The organism is Asticcacaulis excentricus CB 48, assembly GCF_000175215.2.
In the GTDB taxonomy this organism is placed as follows: Bacteria; Pseudomonadota; Alphaproteobacteria; order Caulobacterales; family Caulobacteraceae; genus Asticcacaulis; species Asticcacaulis excentricus.
Map to the genome: position 1 here is coordinate 957,792 of NC_014816.1, position 15,381 is coordinate 973,172.

The window sequence follows — 15,381 nt, forward strand, 5'->3', positions numbered from 1 at the left end:
TGTTTCGAATGAAAGTTAGCGGCAGGCCTTGCACAGACCGCGCGCTTCCAGCGTCACCCGGCGCGTTTCAAAGCCGCTGGCCGAGGCCTGCTGATCAATTTCGGGCAGGCTGACAGCCACCTCTTCGCTGCTCCCGCAGCAGTCGCAAAGCAGGAAGGCGGCGGCGTGCGGCTGCACGGCCTTGCCATCGGCGTGCCCCTGACAGGCGACAAAGGCATTCAGGCTTTCGATGCGGTGGATCAACCCCATCTGCTCCAGAAAGGCCAGAGCGCGATAGACGGTCGGCGGCTTGGCGGCCCCGTCGGGGTGGAAGCGATCGATGACATCATAGGCCTTCACCGGGGCATTTTCGCTAAGGATCAGCTCGAGCGTGCGCAGGCGCGGCGCGGTCATGCGCTCCCCTTGCGCTTCGCACAAGCGTCGAGCTTCGCTCAGTCGCGCGTCGATGCGACCGCTGTCTAGGGTGTGGACGTGGTCGTGATCGTGGCCGCAGGCGTGTGACATGCCTATAACTTAGGCAGACTCGCGGTATTTCGCAATGACGGCTTGACATGATTTATGTTATTACATAACAGATGGCGGTCCGGCGTGGCCTTTGTGTGTGGCCATCCGCTTTTTTCGGGAGCCTCCCCCATGCAAACCCGTATGGTTCTCACCCTGAGCGTGAGCCTTGCCGCTCTGCTCGCCGTCTCCCCCGTTCTCGCGCAGAGCGCGCCTCCGACGCCTCAGAAAGACGAGGACATAACTGAGATCGTCGTGACCGGTACGGCCTATGGCGTGTCGAAAGACGCCCTGATGAGCAATGTCGATGTACTGACCCGTAGCGCCATCGAACAGAAGCCGGCTGAGGGTCTTGGCGATATGCTAGCCAACCTGCCGGGCGTGCGCTCGTCTGCCTTCGCACCTGGTGCCAGCCGTCCAGTGATCCGCGGCCTTGACGGGTTTCGTGTTCTGCTGCTCAACAACGGCATGGGGGCCATCGATGCCTCAGCCGTGTCACCCGACCACGCTACGGCGACGGATCCTGTCGAGGCCCAGCGGATAGAGGTTCTGCGGGGCCCTTCGGCCCTGATTTATGGCGGCAACGCCATCGGAGGCATTGTCAACATCATCGATGACCGTATCGCGTCGGCCCCGGCCAAGGATGGTGTTGAGGGTCGCTTTACGACTCAGGCCTCTAGTGTCGATAACGGCAAGCAGCTTGGGCTTAATGTAAAGACAGGGCGGGGACCCTGGGTCTTCACCGCCGACGCCCTAAAGCGGAAGAGTGACGATTACAAAACGCCCGTAGGCCCGGAGTCCCGTCGGCTGACCAACGCCGAAGGGGAAGAGCCTGATACGCGCGATCGTCAGGAAAATTCGGCTGTCGATCTGAGCACCTATGGGTCTGGCTTGTCCTATGTGGGTGATTTTGGCTTTGCGGGCCTGAGTGTCAAGCATACCGATACCACCTACGGCGTGCCCGGCCACAGCCATGCTGAGGACCCGTCTGATCACGAAGAGGGGGACGACCACGCGCATGAGGATGAGGGCCCTGTGACTATCGGCCTGAAGCAGACGCGCTACGATTTCCGCTCATCGGTCAATATCGCCTTTGCGGGTTTCAACAAGCTGACGGCGGATGCGGGCTACACGGATTATAAACATACCGAGTTCGAAGGCGAGGAGGTCGGCACGCGCTTTCTCTCGGACGGTTATGAGGCGCGCGTGAACCTGATCCGTCAGAAGATGGGCGACGTCTCAGGCGCGGTAGGTTTCAACGTCCTTGAACGCCATTTTGAGGCTATCGGGGCCGAGGCTTTTGTGCCGTCCTCTACGACGCGAGAATTCGGTGCCTATGCGCAGTCACGTCTCGACAAGGGCACCTGGGGCATCGAAGGCGGCCTGCGGGGTGACCGCAAGGAGATCGCCTCGGCTGGTTTTTCAAATGAATTCGACAACCTTTCGGGTTCGCTGGGCGGGTTCTGGAAGCCTTCCGATCATGCTTTCTTTGGTCTGAGCGTGACGCGCTCCGAACGCGCCCCGTCTGATGTTGAGTTGCTGGCCGATGGCCCACATGCCGGTACTGGGGCTTATGAAATTGGCGATGCGGCCCTGAAATCCGAGACGGGCTACAGCGTGGAGGCCACCGGCCACTGGCAGATGGACAGCCATTCGGCTTTCAGCTTCGACGCTCACCTCTATTCCAGCCGTTTCGACAATTTCATCGACCTGCGCCCTACGGGTGACAACGAGGACGGCCTGCCGGTCTACCGCTACGTGCAGACGGATGCTGACTTCTGGGGCTTTGAACTAGAAGGTGGCGTGAACCTTTGGAACCGTGGCGCTCAGGCGGTGCGCCTTGATCTGGCCTATGACTATGTCCGCGGTAAGAGTGATCTGGGCGATATTGCCCGTATCGCTCCTTCGGCGCTGACGGCCACCTTGGGCTACGAAGGGGAACGCTGGAAAAGCCATGTTGAAGTCCGGCATGTGGCGGCGGCGGACACGCATCTGGCGGAGTTTGAAACCCCAACCGAAGCCTACACGGCAGTCAATGTCTTCGGGTCCTACTGGATAAATTCCAAGGTATCGGTCTTTGCCGAATTGCGTAACGCGACTGACGAGGAAATCCGCGAGCACACATCGGTGCAGAAGGACATACTTGTCGGTGCCGGTCGCAATCTGCGCGCTGGTCTGACCTATCGGTTCTAACGGATCGGTGCAGGATTATGGCATGGAACCCCGGAAGCCCGTGCTTCCGGGGTTTCTGCGGGTCGTGTCCCACCGGGTGGTGTAATTGGGTAAGAGCGAAGCGCTAGGCTCGCGGCCCCATTCAAGGGCCAGGCGAGCCTGAAGCGTCGCGGGTTGGTCATCAGTGATTTTCGGATATGGTTTGGGTTCCTACACTCATTCCAGAGACGAAAGAACCACCGATGACCAAAGAGATGATGGCCCTGAAAGGGCTTGTTGAAAAGACCTCCGACAGCGATTTGTTGCGTGAGATGATAGGTTTTGCCGCCGAGCGCCTGATGGCAATGGAGGTCGGCACTGTGACCGGCGCGGCTTACCACGAGAAGAGCGGCGAACGTATGGTCCAGCGCAACGGCTATCGCGATCGGGATTGGGAAACACGCGCCGGCACGGTCGAACTGCGTATTCCGAAACTTCGCAAAGGCAGTTATTTCCCGAGCTTTCTGGAGCCACGGCGCATGGCCGAGAAGGCACTGACTGCCGTTATCCAGGAAGCTTACGTTCAGGGCATCTCGACGCGGTCTATCGACGACCTGGTCAAGGCCATGGGCATGAGCGGCATCTCGAAAAGCCAGGTCAGCCGCCTTTGTGAGGAAATCGATGAGCGCGTGAAGGCGTTTCTCGATCGTCCGATCGAGGGGGAATGGCCTTATATCTGGATCGATGCCACCTACCTGAAAGTTCGCCGTGGGGCCCGGACTGTCTCCGTCGCCGTCATCATCGCTGTGGGCGTCAATACCGACGGCCGCCGGGAGGTTCTTGGCATGGAGGTCGGCACGTCAGAAGCTGAACCGATCTGGGCAGAGTTCTTACGCAACCTGACCCGTCGTGGTCTGCGCGGCGTCAAGCTGGTCGTCTCCGATGCACATATCGGGATCAAAGGCGCGGTATCGAAGGTTTTGAACGCCACCTGGCAGCGGTGCAGCGTACACTTCATGCGCAATGTCTGCGCCCATGCAGGCAAGAGTGGCCGCCGGGTCGTCTCGGCCTTCATCGGTACCGCCTTCGCTCAGGAAACGCCTGAAGCCGCCAGCGCACAATGGCGAAACGTCGCCGATCAGCTCAGGCCCAAAATGCCAAAGCTGGCAACGATCATGGACGAGGCTGAGCATGACGTCCTGGCCTACATGACCTTCCCAAAGGAGCACCGCATCAAGCTTCACAGCACAAACCCGATTGAGCGTCTCAATGGCGAAATCAAGCGCCGTTGCGATGTCGTGGGCATCTTCCCGAACGATGATGCCATTATACGCCTCGTTGGGGCTATCCTGCTGGAGCAGAACGACGAGTGGACGGTTCAACGCGGCCGCTACATCACCCTTGAAACCATCGCACAACTCAGCGATGATCCCGTTCTCAGCATGCCAGCCGTGGCAAGCTGACGAAAATCCGGACCCGTCCGGAAACCACTGATGCCTAGCGCTCAGTTACACCACGTCACGGGACACGATCTTTCTGCGGATTAAAATACCCGCAGAAGCCGGTTTTTGCGCGAATTGCGGCCTTTGCACTCGCCTGCCTGAACGTGCCGCTTGCGCTTTCCCGCAGGCATGGGCTAGAAGCGAAACTTCTTAGTTTTTACCACTACAAAGAGCGATCATGGAACAGGCTCAAGACCAACAAAGCGCGCTGACAGGGAACGTGCTGTTTTACAAGACTCCAGAACCCCTGAGCGTTGAAGCCCACGGCAATCTCGGCATCAGCGCCTCGGCTACGCCGCACGCCTTTGTCGCTGAAACCAATGTGGTCCCGCTGACCGTGGCGGAATTCCCGGCGGCTTCGCTGAGCTACCCCATCGTCTTCATCGGCGAAGCGCGCATGCCGGTTGCGGCCATGGGGCTGGCCGCTGGTCAGAACATGTTCGTGTCCCCCGAAGGCGTCTTCCGCCCGGATGCCTACCTGCCGGCGTTTGCCCGTCGTTATCCCTTCGTCTTCGCCAATGACGAGCAGGAACAACGCATGATCCTGTGCGTGGACACCTCCTCGCCGGTGGTGACCGCTAACAATCCGGACGTGCCTTTCTTCGAAGGTGGCAAGCCGTCGGCCTTCGTCGAAAACGCCATGCAGTTCTGCTCGGACTTCGAAAACGAGCGCCTGCGCACAGAATCCTTCGTCAACCTGCTGAAGGACCTCGATCTCTTGGCTCCGCGCGAAACCATCTATCGCCCGGCCAATCCGGACGGTTCGCAGGGTGAGCCGCAAAAGATTGCCGAATATTTCGCGGTCGATGAAGAAAAGCTGGCCAAGCTTCCGGGCGACAAGCTGGTTGAACTCCGCGACAACGGTGCCCTGATGCATATCTACGCGCACCTGATCTCGCTGCTGGCCTGGGACAAGCTGATCGCCCTGACCATCGAGCGCAATCAGTCAGCCCCGGCGGTCAACTAAGCCTTTGCTCCTTTTTGCTATGAAAACCCCCGGAGGCTTTGGCTTCCGGGGGTTTTTACTTCATCACAAAAGATACCGGAAATTAAGGCGCGAAGCGCCAAATCAGACAGCTCGCCGCAACACTGAAAAGGGTCATTCGGGCCGTGTCAGTTTAACCGGCATTTCATAGTTTTTGTGGCTAAAGCCTTACCCGGCAGGCGGCGGATTACGCTGAAACACCGATCGCGTTAGGCATGAAAAGACGAGACGCCCGGCTTCGTCTAGCAGGTCGTGCTGGGCGATGACGACGCCCTTCGTGTCTCCCACCGCGTCCTTGCCCATGATGGTCAGGCGCCCGCGTAGCAGTTCGCCGGGCGGCGGGTTTCGCGACCAGCGAAGCGCATCGACGGCCAGTCGTTTCGTCTGCGGCCAGCCCGCGGCCGCCTCCTGCTCCAGCTTTGACCACAACGCAAAGATCAGCGCATCGGGCAGGCCGTCCTGCGTGTTCCACGACGGCGCATAGGTGGCGCAAAACTGCTCCAGATCGCTCTGGGAGACGACGCCTGCGCCAATCGAGGCGACCTGACCAATCCACAAATCGTCAAAGGCGGCAGGCATGAGCGACTCCGTTCAAACAGGAAAGTCCTGTGTTCTAAGCTGTGTCGGGGCATTCGGCAACGCTTTTGCACAGGCGGTCACAATAGACAGAAAGCCTTGTTCCAAAAAGCCTTACGTATTGATTTGGGACGGGCGCTGTGGTTTGGTTTTTTCACGTTGGGGGGAACAGCGTGCAGGATTTGCCGAAGTCTGATGAGTGCACAGGACAATATCACGGTTCTTGAGGACGAGGCCTATACGGGCCTGTTTCTGACGGCTGAACGCGACGCGGCAGTGCGCGCGCAGGGTCAGGTGCTGGCCGGTGGGCGCGTGCAGGGTCAGGCGGAGGCGCTGGCCAGTGATCCGGAAACGCTCGGCAACATCTTGCGCAGCACACGCGAGGCTCAAGGCTTTTCGCTGGAATACATGGCCGATATCACCCGCGTGCGGCGTAGCTATCTGGAGGCGCTCGAAGAAGCCACCTATGATCGCCTGCCGTCGCGCGCTTTTTCCATCGGCTTCGTCAAGGCCTATGCCAAGGCGTTAGGGCTCGACGAAGAAAGCCTTGCCGATCTGTTCAAACGCTCTTTTGCCGACCCGGCGCAATCGGACAAGCTGCGGGCTCCGGTGGGGGCCGCCTTCGAAGACCTGCGCCCCAGCTATCGCCTCTATGGTGGGCTGGCGCTGGCGCTTGTACTGGCGGTGGTGACGTGGAACCTGTTTCAGCGCACGCCGGGCTGGGGCGGGCATCACGCGCCGTCGGCCGATACGACGCCACAGAAATGGTCACCGGGCGTGCCGCTGGTGCGCGACAAGCTGTTGCTGACGCAAGCCGCTCCGGCGCCCAAGGATCAGGACCTGCCCGTGCCCTATTACACGCCGGGGTTGGAGGAGGGCTTTGCCGCCATTGACGCCGAACGCGCCGAGCAGAACCCGTCGGCGACGCTGGGCGTCCCGCTTCAGATGCGCAAGGCCTTCAACCCGCGCGGGGCGGTGTTTGGCGCCACTCCGGTTGATTCCATGGTGACGATTCAGGCCCAGAGGAGCGTCAATCTGGTGCTCACGGGTACGGACAAGCGCGTTTATTTCGCGCGGCAACTGGGGCCAGGTGAGGCCTACCGCCTGCCACAGGTCAGCGCAGTCAACCTGCTGATCGAGGTGGGCGACCCGAAGGCATTCGAAATCTATTATAACGGCGAATTTGCCGGGGTGATGGAGGAGCGTGCGACCTCCGTCTCCAAACTCAATGCCCGTGCTGCGGCGCTTGCCAAGCTGATGGACGCCCAGATGGAGGCCATGCGCCCGGCCGGTCGTCCCACGGACACCGCCGAGCCGGCAGCCACCGCGAATGCGCCGGTTGCCCCGGCAGACGTCCCGGCTCGTGACGGCCCCATCCCTTATGTGCCGCAGACAAGCCCGGCCGCTACGCCTCAATTAGATCCCGCACCCGTAACCCAGCCCTGAATTCCGGCTGGTAAAGCGCCCATCGAAGGCTTACATAGGGCGCATTGATCCGTATCCTCAGAGTGCATGATGAGTGACCATACGCATGTCCGCCCCTGGCGCATGATCGAGCGCCGCAAAAGCCGCAAGATTAGAGTCGGCAAGGTCGAAGTCGGCGGCGACGCCCCGATCAGCGTGCAGTCCATGACCAATACGCGCACTCATGATGTCGATGCCACCGTGCGGCAGATTCACGCGCTTGAAGAGGCGGGGGCCGATATTGTGCGTGTCTCCTGTCCGGACGTGGAGTCGACGACGGCGTTGAAAGAGATCGTGCGCCAGGTCAGTGTGCCCATTGTTGCTGACATTCATTTCCACTACAAACGAGGCATCGAAGCCGCCATGGCCGGTGCGGCGTGCCTGCGCATTAATCCGGGCAATATCGGTTCACCAGAGCGCGTGCGTGAGGTGATACAGGCGGCCAAGGACTATGGCTGCTCGATGCGCATTGGTGTCAATGCCGGGTCGCTTGAGAAGGAACTATTGGAAAAGTATGGCGAGCCGTGCCCGGACGCCATGGTCGAAAGCGCCCTGTTCCACGCCAATATCCTGCGCGACAACGACTTCCACGAATTCAAGATTTCGGTTAAGGCGTCGGATGTCTTCCTGACCGTGGCTGCCTATCAGGCGCTCGCTGACGCCATCGACTGCCCACTGCACATCGGCGTGACCGAGGCCGGGCCGTTGCGCACCGGTACCATCAAGTCGGCCATCGGGCTTGGCAACCTGCTGTGGGCGGGGATCGGTGACACCATCCGTGTCTCGCTAGCCGCTGATCCGGTCGAAGAGGTCAAGGTCGGATTTGATATCCTCAAATCACTGGGCCTGCGCCACCGCGGCGTCAATATCATCGCCTGTCCGTCTTGCGCACGTCAGGGCTTCAACGTCATCGAGACGGTCGCAAAGCTGGAGGAGCGTCTGGCCCATATCGCAACGCCCATGTCGCTGTCGATCATCGGCTGCGTCGTCAACGGGCCCGGTGAGGCGCTCTATACTGATGTCGGCTTTACCGGCGGCGGCGCCGGGGCGGGGATGGTCTATATGGCGGGCAAGCCGGACCACAAGGTATCGAACGACGACATGATCGAGCACATTGTCGGTCTGGTCGAAGCCCATGCCGCTAAGCAGAGTGAGATCAATATGACACCAGAAGCGGTCTGAGACGGTTTTTCTCCACGGATGACCACAGAGTGGAGTGTCCGTGGTGATCAAGCAGATTTGGGTGTCCATTTGCGGTAATCCGGCAGGAGTGCGACAGCGAGGATGACAAGTCTTCGCATGACAGCAGTGATGTCGAGTTTTGCTGGTTTTCCTGCGGCTTTGAGTTGGTGGTATTTGGCCTCGAGATTTGGGTTGAAACGACAGGCGATGAGGGCAGGCATGTAGAGTGCTTGCCGGGCGAAGACCCTGCCGCCAGCTATGTTGAGTGGCACCGGCTGATGCGTGGGGGCTTATGGGTCAAGGGCGCGAAGCGCCAATCTGTGAAATCTGTGGGGTTTGAACCGCGCGACGAAGCAAAAAAGCCCCGTCAGGCGAACTGACGAGGCGTTTTTTATTTTAAGTGCTTAGCGCACACCAGCGATATAGCGGCCATTTGTGATGTGGGTCACCTGTGAGGTCGCCTGACCTTCCATCATGATGTCGATCTCGCTGCGATCCACCGGCTTGGAGAACAGATAGCCCTGAATGATGGCGCAACCGGCCTGGCGCAGAATGTGACTTTGGGCCTTCGTTTCCACGCCCTCGGCCAGAATGCTAAGGTGTAACGCTTTGGCCAGCTTGATGATGGCGCGGATCAGAGCCTCGGCGTCCGGATCGACCCCCAGATTGGAGACGAAGGAGCGGTCGATCTTGATCTTGTCCACCGGGTAGCGGCTAAGATAGCTGAGCGACGAATATCCGGTCCCGAAATCGTCGAGCGCAATGGAGAAGCCCATCTGACGCAGGGCGTTCAGTGTATTCTGCGTCGGCTGATCGTCGTTGAGCAGCATCCCTTCGGTGATCTCGATTTCGATGGAACGCGGCTCGACGCCGGTTTCGCGCAGCATATCCTTCAGCTCCGGCAGGAAGCGCGAGGACCGCAACTGCGTCGCCGACACATTGATCGCCACCTTCAGGCCCGGCCAGCGTTTGGAATCGATCAGGGCGCGACGCATGATAAGCGTGCCCAGATCCATCATCAGGCCGCACTCTTCGGCCAGAGGCACGAAATAGGCCGGGCTGATCGGTCCGCGCTGCGGATGACTCCAGCGGGCGAGTGCCTCGACGCCAACAATTCGACCATTGTGATCGACCTGCGGCTGATAGACGACCTCGATGGCTTCGACGTGTATGGCTTCACGCAGACCCGTCTCTAGCAGCTTACGCAGCTTGATTGTCGCGTCCATCTCGATTTCGAAGAAGGCGTATTGCGATCGACCCTGTTCCTTTGCGCGATACAGCGCGAGGTCGGCCTGGCGCAGCGCTTCGGCAGCTTCTATGTCCGATTCCTGTAACAGGGTGACGCCGATGGAGCAGGACGAATAGACCGGGCCGCTTTCCAGCGTGACCTGCCCCTTGAGACCTTCCAGCACGCGTTTGGCCAGGGCGGCCGCGGAATGGGCGTCCGTGTCGGTCTGGATGATCACGAAGACGTCTCCGCCCAGGCGCGCCAGCGTGTCGCCCGCCCGGATCATGCTGCCGATCTTTTGCGCCGAATGACGGATCAGTTCGTCACCAGCCGAGTGGCCCAGCGTATCATTGACGTCCTTGAAGCGGTCGAGGCCCACACACATAACAGCAACAGAACCGCCATGACGGCGCAGGCGCTCGGTGGCTTGGTTTAAGCGATCGGTGAACAGGGTGCGGTTGGGCAGGCCGGTCAGCCCGTCGTGCAGCGCCATATGCTTGGCGCGCGCTTCCGAAGCGATCAGGCTGCGTGCGGTCTTCTGACTGCGGTGCAGCAGCGCCAACGCCACGCCACCCAGACCGGCCGAAACCAGCAAAGAAGGGATTAGGGCGCGCATGAATAGGTCAAGCCCCGGTCTTGACGGTAGCCACGTCAACTCGGCCTTTTCCTGACCTGTCGAGTCGGTGAAAACGGCGCGCGCCGAACCAGGTTGAACGTTCTGCCCGCTGCGCAATTCGGTGATGGTGCTCAGCAGATGCCCCTGCGACAGGGCCGCCAGTTCGCCGTTGCTAAGCCGGTGCGCGCCTACCACCAGATAGGGGGTGTAGCGCGCCAGATCCTGCCGCGTGCTGTCTGGCAGGATCAGGCTGGCCCCCAGTAGATAAACGTGGCCGTCCAGCACGGTCAGTCGCGCAATGGCGTTGGTTTTGGACGTGAAGCCTATGCCTGAGGCGGTATAGAGATAGTGTCGTTCGCGCAGGTCCTTCGACAAGCGAGTGATCTCACCGCTTAGGCGGTTATAGGCTGCCAGAGAGGTTTCCTGCTTGCCTTCCCAAGCCAGCACCGGACGATTGAGACCGTCCAGAACGAAGGTCTGCTCGTAATTCAGATATTCCGAGAAATAGCTGCCGTAATTGTCGGCAACGAACTGATGGTCAAATTTGACGACGGTCCGATTGACGGCTTCGTTCCAGATGGTCATGGGGGCCATCAGGCGCGCCTGCGTCTCCGCCAGATGCATGAGCCCGCTGCGCACATAGTTTTCTTCGCGCTCGCGGCTCGACTTGTCGATTTCGGCGGCCCAGATCCACAAAGACCCGATCAACGCACACACGGCCCCGACCACAACAATGGTCATGGGGGCCAAAAGTCTTAATTCACTCCGGTCTCGTTTCACGAGGCGTACTCATTCTGAGGCGGTTACATGAAGTGCCACCGTACGGCAAAAGCCTTAAATTAAGGCAAATGGAAAACTCTTTTGTAATGAGGGGGTTGCGGGATTCTCTGCGGATGTGTGCAATGGTTTTTCCCTTGACCATCAACAGGTTGGGCCGCATGTATACAGGGCTGTAACGGAGGCTGTTATGCGGTTGTTCATCAATTCAGGTTCGCCTTTTGCGAGAAAATGCAGAATTCTGGTTCGGGAAATGGGGCTGGTTGACCGCGTGCAGGACGTGCCTACGGTAACTTTGGACAGCGTTCCGGAGCACATCGCCGTTAACCCTTTTGCGCAGGTACCGGCTTTGGTGACCGACCAAGGGTCGCTTGTGGATTCGACTCTGATCTGCGAATGGCTGGCGGCGCATTACGGGCCTTACCCGCTCTATCCCAAAGGCGAGGCGCAGTGGCTAGCGCGTCAGGCCGAGGCGCTGGCCGATGGGATTCTCGAAGCCGCAGTGAAGATGGTGATTGAGCACCGTCGTCCTGAACACGAACGCTCCGCCGTTTGGCTCAAGCGCTGGGAAGAGGGGCTACGGCGGGCCTTGAAGGCCGTGGATGGGCAGTGCGTGGTGTCGGACGCGCCGCCTGGGCTGGCCGAAATTACCTTAGCTTCGGCGGCGACCTATATTGATTTCCGCTTCCCCAAACTCGACTGGCACGCCGAGGCCCCGCGTCTTGTGGCCCTGCGCGATCAACTGGAAAAACGCCAATCCTTTATCGACACCTTTCCCGCTTAAAGGTAAGAAGCGCGTTTTCCGCCCTCCCGGCATTGCGGGGAGGGGCCACGAAGTCTTTTGAGGTCGTTCCTTTGATACGTCTGCCGCAGGCCAAGCTCGATCAGGTCGTCGATCGTTTCCGCATGATCGAGGCGCGCATGGAAAGCGCTACCGATGGCACAGAGATTGTGAAGCTGTCGAAGGAGCACGCCGAGCTGAAACCCGTGGTCGATGCGGTTACGGCGCTGCTCAAGGCGCGTGCGTCGGGGCCCGAGCTAGAGGAACTGATCGCACTCAATGATCCCGAACTGTCGCCGCTGGCGCAGGAGGAGTTTCAGGAGCTGAAAGAGCGTCTGCCGGAGCTGGAACGCGGGGTGGCGCTGCTGCTGGCCCCTAAGGATAAGGACGAGAACGCCTCGGCCATCCTCGAAGTGCGCGCCGGGACCGGTGGCGATGAGGCGGCGCTGTTCGCCGGTGACCTCTTCCGCATGTATTCGCGGTATGCGGCGTCGCAGGGCTGGCGCGTTGAGATTGACTCCATCAGTGAAGGCGATGCGGGCGGCTATAAGGAAATCATCGCCTCGGTGACGGGCGACGGCGTGTTCGGCAAGCTGAAGTTCGAGTCGGGCGTGCACCGCGTGCAGCGCGTCCCGGCCACGGAAGCGGGAGGCCGTATCCACACCTCGGCGGCCACCGTCGCCGTCCTGCCCGAAGCCGAAGACGTCGAAATCGACATTCAGGACAAAGATATCCGCATTGACACCTACCGCGCGTCGGGCTCCGGTGGTCAGCACGTCAACAAGACCGATTCGGCTGTGCGTATCACCCACCTGCCGACGGGGATCGTGGCGACTTCATCAGAAAAGTCGCAGCACATGAACCGCCAGATCGCCATGCGCAACCTAAAGGCGCGCCTTTACGACATCCAGCGTCAGGCGCTTGATGCTGCGCGCTCCGATGCCCGCAAATCGCAGGTCGGCTCCGGCGACCGCTCGGAACGCATCCGCACCTATAATTATCCTCAGGGCCGGGTGTCCGATCACCGCATCAACCTGACCCTCTATAACCTGTCGCAATTTATGGAAGGCGAGATGGATCAGATGATTAACGCCCTGATCGCCGACGATCAGGCCGCGCGTCTGGCCATGCTTGAAGAGGAACTGGGATAGGTGTAGGCTCTACTTCTGGCTGAAGAGTTCATCGGGGGCTTATGTATCTCAGGATATTCTTAACGCTTCTCTCACTTTTGGTGGTGATCTGGGCCGTTACGCATGGCGATGTGTATGTCCTTATCTGGCTTGCCGTGCCCATTGGGATATGGCTCGACCATTTCAGGGTCACGCCCGCTGTGTCGTACACAGGGCTGGCCTTTCTGTTCGTATCCATCGGTCTATTTGTATGGGTTTCGAGGGATTTGTACCTGCCAGGCCTTCGGCAATTTATGACCAAACAGTGGCTGACGACCATCGTCATACTATTCCTGCCGGTATTTTTCGGTCTATACGCCGCCTATGTCTGGTGGGAAAAGCGGCGATTGGCCCGAAAGTAAGACGCGCGTTTAATGGGCAACAGATAGGTATATTTTAGCCACGCGCTGCGATAAGAGCGGTTCATGCACCCGACCAATGGTAAAATCGACTCCTTGTGGCGGCATCCAGTTAAGGGCTTTACGCCGGAACCTGTGGCGGAGACCTCCCTGACAGTCGATGGCTTCTTCCCTTTCGATCGCCTGTTTGCGCTGGAGGTCGGGCCATCGGGTTATGACCGCGATGACCCAAAATTCCTCTCCAAGATGAAGTACGCCGTGCTGGCGCGTTTTCCCGCCGTGGTGCGGCTGCGCACCCGCTACGATGAGATCACCGAGCGCTTGTTCATCGATGATTGCCCGTTCGATATAGCGCAACCTGCCGGGCGTCACGCGCTCGAGCGGCATATCGAAACCATGCTCGCGGCGCATGAGGAGTACGACCCGGTGGCGCAGCCGCTGCGGTTTCTAGATATCCGCGAAAGCGCGGTCGATCATTATCGCTTCACCGACTCCTCGAAAGGCTTTGTTTCGATACTCAATCTGAACAGCGTGCGCGACTTGTCCGCGCGTATGGGAATCGACCTCGATCCGTTGCGGTTGCGCGCCAATATCTGGGTCGAAGGGTGGTCAGCGTTTGAAGACCATGCCTGGGTCGGCAAGAGGTTGCGCATCGGCGAAAAGGGGCCGCTTCTGGAGGTGCTGAAACCCATTCTGCGCTGCGTGGCGACGCACGTGAACCCACAGACGGCGCAGCGTGATGCCGAGATGGTGCAGGCGCTGTGGACCCACTATGGTCATCGCGACTGCGGCCTTTATTGCCGCGTCGTGTCGCCGGGGCTGATCCGTGCCGGTGATGCGGTTGACCCGCAGGTGACCTGATCCTATAGCAGGAACCGTCGTTTATTCTAAAGGTGTCCGGATGCCCAAACTCATTCTCCTCCGTCACGGCCAGAGCCAGTGGAACCTAGAAAACCGCTTTACCGGCTGGGTGGACGTCAATCTGACGGCCGAGGGCGAAGCGCAGGCGGTCAAGGGCGGTGAGCTGATCAAGGCGGAGGGGATTGAGATCGACCGCGCCTTCACCTCGGTGCTGACCCGCGCCATCCGTACCTGCAATCTGGCGCTGGACGCCGCCGGGCAATCCTACGTGCCGGTGATCAAGGACTGGCACCTCAATGAGCGTCATTATGGAGGGCTGACAGGGCTGGATAAGGCCGAAACCGCTGCCCTGCACGGCGATGAGCAGGTAAAGATCTGGCGCCGTTCCTACGACGTGCCGCCGCCCGAACTGTCAGCCGATAGCGCCTATGACTTCTCGAAGGATCGGCGCTACGCCGGTTCGGTCTTGCCGCTGACCGAGAGCCTGAAGACGACGCTGGATCGCGTGCTGCCCTTCTGGGACGGCTCAATCGTGCCGGCGCTGAAGTCCGGGGATACGGTGCTGGTGGCGGCGCACGGTAACTCGATCCGTGCCATTATCAAGCTCCTGTTCAACCTCGGTGAGGCCGAGATACTGGAGGTCGAAGTGCCGACCTCGAACCCGCTGGTCATCGACCTCGATGCGGCGCTGACGCCCGTTTCGGCCAGGTATCTCGATGCTGAGCGTGCCAACCCCGTGCCCGTTTTACAAGGGTAAAGGAAGGGCGGGGCGATGAGCGACTCCCGCCATATGGCGCGTGCCATCGCGATGGCGACTGCGCAACTGGGGCGCACCGTGCCCAATCCGCCGGTCGGCTGCGTCATCGTCAAGGACGGTGTTGTTATCGCCGAAGCCGCCACGGGTGACGGAGGGCGGCCGCACGCCGAAGAAGCCGCGCTGGCCCAGCTCGACCACCGCGCCGAAGGGGCGACGGCCTATGTGACGCTGGAGCCCTGTGGCGCGCGCTCTCACGGTGGCCTTTCCTGTTCGCAGCGACTGGTCGAAGCGGGGGTCAGCCGAGTCGTCTTCGCCTGTCACGACCCGTCGCCCTTTGCCTCGCACCTCGGCATTATTTGCATGAGCGAGGCCGGGCTTAAGGTCGAAACCGGGCTGATGGCCGATGAGGCCGCAGCCCTGATTGCCGATTTTGTGAATAATCTGCCGGTTAAGTCCTGATTTAGGCTTTTTC

Annotated in this window: 14 protein-coding genes; 10 read left to right on the forward strand and 4 right to left on the reverse strand. The window is 60.1% G+C overall.

Annotation, left to right across the window (positions count from 1 at the left end; translation table 11 throughout):
* Positions 1 to 15 precede the first annotated feature (15 nt).
* Complete coding sequence (locus ASTEX_RS04470; RefSeq protein ID WP_013478420.1) at positions 16 to 504, reverse strand: transcriptional repressor; 489 nt, start codon at positions 502 to 504, stop codon at positions 16 to 18.
* A 129-nt stretch (positions 505 to 633) separates the two neighbouring features.
* Between ASTEX_RS04470 and ASTEX_RS04475 the strand changes: the two genes are divergently transcribed.
* The 3 genes from ASTEX_RS04475 to ASTEX_RS04485 all read left to right on the forward strand — a co-directional run bounded on the left by ASTEX_RS04475 (position 634) and on the right by ASTEX_RS04485 (position 5,121).
* The gene (locus ASTEX_RS04475; RefSeq protein ID WP_013478421.1) at positions 634 to 2,694 is read left to right on the forward strand and encodes a TonB-dependent receptor; all 2,061 of its coding nucleotides are present in this window, start codon (positions 634 to 636) and stop codon (positions 2,692 to 2,694) included.
* 221 nt (positions 2,695 to 2,915) lie between these two features.
* Positions 2,916 to 4,115, forward strand: coding sequence for an IS256 family transposase (locus ASTEX_RS04480; RefSeq protein ID WP_013478067.1), 1,200 nt, complete (start codon positions 2,916 to 2,918; stop codon positions 4,113 to 4,115).
* A gap of 217 nt (positions 4,116 to 4,332) precedes the next feature.
* On the forward strand, positions 4,333 to 5,121 hold the full coding sequence (locus ASTEX_RS04485; protein WP_013478422.1) for a SapC family protein: 789 nt from the start codon (positions 4,333 to 4,335) through the stop codon (positions 5,119 to 5,121).
* A gap of 186 nt (positions 5,122 to 5,307) precedes the next feature.
* Here ASTEX_RS04485 and ASTEX_RS04490 read toward each other — a convergent pair whose 3' ends face one another.
* Positions 5,308 to 5,718, reverse strand: a complete 411-nt coding sequence (locus ASTEX_RS04490; RefSeq protein WP_013478423.1) for an acyl dehydratase — start codon at positions 5,716 to 5,718, stop codon at positions 5,308 to 5,310.
* Positions 5,719 to 5,910: 192 nt separating this feature from the next.
* On the opposite strand from ASTEX_RS04490, the gene ASTEX_RS04495 reads away from it, so the two are divergent.
* Positions 5,911 to 7,161 carry a helix-turn-helix domain-containing protein gene (locus ASTEX_RS04495; RefSeq protein ID WP_013478424.1) on the forward strand — a complete coding sequence of 417 codons (1,251 nt, stop codon included), beginning with the start codon at positions 5,911 to 5,913 and terminating at the stop codon, positions 7,159 to 7,161.
* A gap of 66 nt (positions 7,162 to 7,227) precedes the next feature.
* Positions 7,228 to 8,361 carry a flavodoxin-dependent (E)-4-hydroxy-3-methylbut-2-enyl-diphosphate synthase gene (ispG, locus tag ASTEX_RS04500; protein WP_041658519.1) on the forward strand — a complete coding sequence of 378 codons (1,134 nt, stop codon included), beginning with the start codon at positions 7,228 to 7,230 and terminating at the stop codon, positions 8,359 to 8,361.
* Positions 8,362 to 8,408: 47 nt separating this feature from the next.
* Here the strand turns inward: ispG and ASTEX_RS20155 are convergent, their stop codons facing one another.
* Together ASTEX_RS20155 and ASTEX_RS04505 are read right to left on the reverse strand one after the other, a co-directional pair.
* Positions 8,409 to 8,582 (reverse strand): hypothetical protein, encoded by a 174-nt coding sequence (locus tag ASTEX_RS20155; RefSeq protein WP_174266569.1) that lies wholly within the window; start codon positions 8,580 to 8,582, stop codon positions 8,409 to 8,411.
* A 183-nt stretch (positions 8,583 to 8,765) separates the two neighbouring features.
* A complete protein-coding gene (locus tag ASTEX_RS04505; RefSeq protein WP_144004607.1) occupies positions 8,766 to 10,946 on the reverse strand; it encodes a putative bifunctional diguanylate cyclase/phosphodiesterase in 2,181 nt (726 codons plus the stop codon).
* 226 nt (positions 10,947 to 11,172) lie between these two features.
* On the opposite strand from ASTEX_RS04505, the gene ASTEX_RS04510 reads away from it, so the two are divergent.
* The 5 genes from ASTEX_RS04510 (at position 11,173) to ASTEX_RS04535 (ending at position 15,368) form a co-directional block, all read left to right on the forward strand.
* Positions 11,173 to 11,766, forward strand: a complete 594-nt coding sequence (locus ASTEX_RS04510) for a glutathione S-transferase family protein (protein WP_013478427.1) — start codon at positions 11,173 to 11,175, stop codon at positions 11,764 to 11,766.
* A 74-nt stretch (positions 11,767 to 11,840) separates the two neighbouring features.
* Positions 11,841 to 12,914 (forward strand): peptide chain release factor 1, encoded by a 1,074-nt coding sequence (gene prfA, locus ASTEX_RS04515; protein WP_041658908.1) that lies wholly within the window; start codon positions 11,841 to 11,843, stop codon positions 12,912 to 12,914.
* Positions 12,915 to 13,357: 443 nt separating this feature from the next.
* Positions 13,358 to 14,152 carry an MOSC domain-containing protein gene (locus tag ASTEX_RS04525; protein ID WP_013478430.1) on the forward strand — a complete coding sequence of 265 codons (795 nt, stop codon included), beginning with the start codon at positions 13,358 to 13,360 and terminating at the stop codon, positions 14,150 to 14,152.
* A 40-nt stretch (positions 14,153 to 14,192) separates the two neighbouring features.
* A complete protein-coding gene (gpmA, locus tag ASTEX_RS04530; protein ID WP_013478431.1) occupies positions 14,193 to 14,909 on the forward strand; it encodes a 2,3-diphosphoglycerate-dependent phosphoglycerate mutase in 717 nt (238 codons plus the stop codon).
* Between the two features lie 15 nt (positions 14,910 to 14,924).
* Positions 14,925 to 15,368, forward strand: a complete 444-nt coding sequence (locus ASTEX_RS04535) for a bifunctional diaminohydroxyphosphoribosylaminopyrimidine deaminase/5-amino-6-(5-phosphoribosylamino)uracil reductase RibD (RefSeq protein ID WP_013478432.1) — start codon at positions 14,925 to 14,927, stop codon at positions 15,366 to 15,368.
* The last annotated feature ends 13 nt before the right edge of the window (positions 15,369 to 15,381 follow it).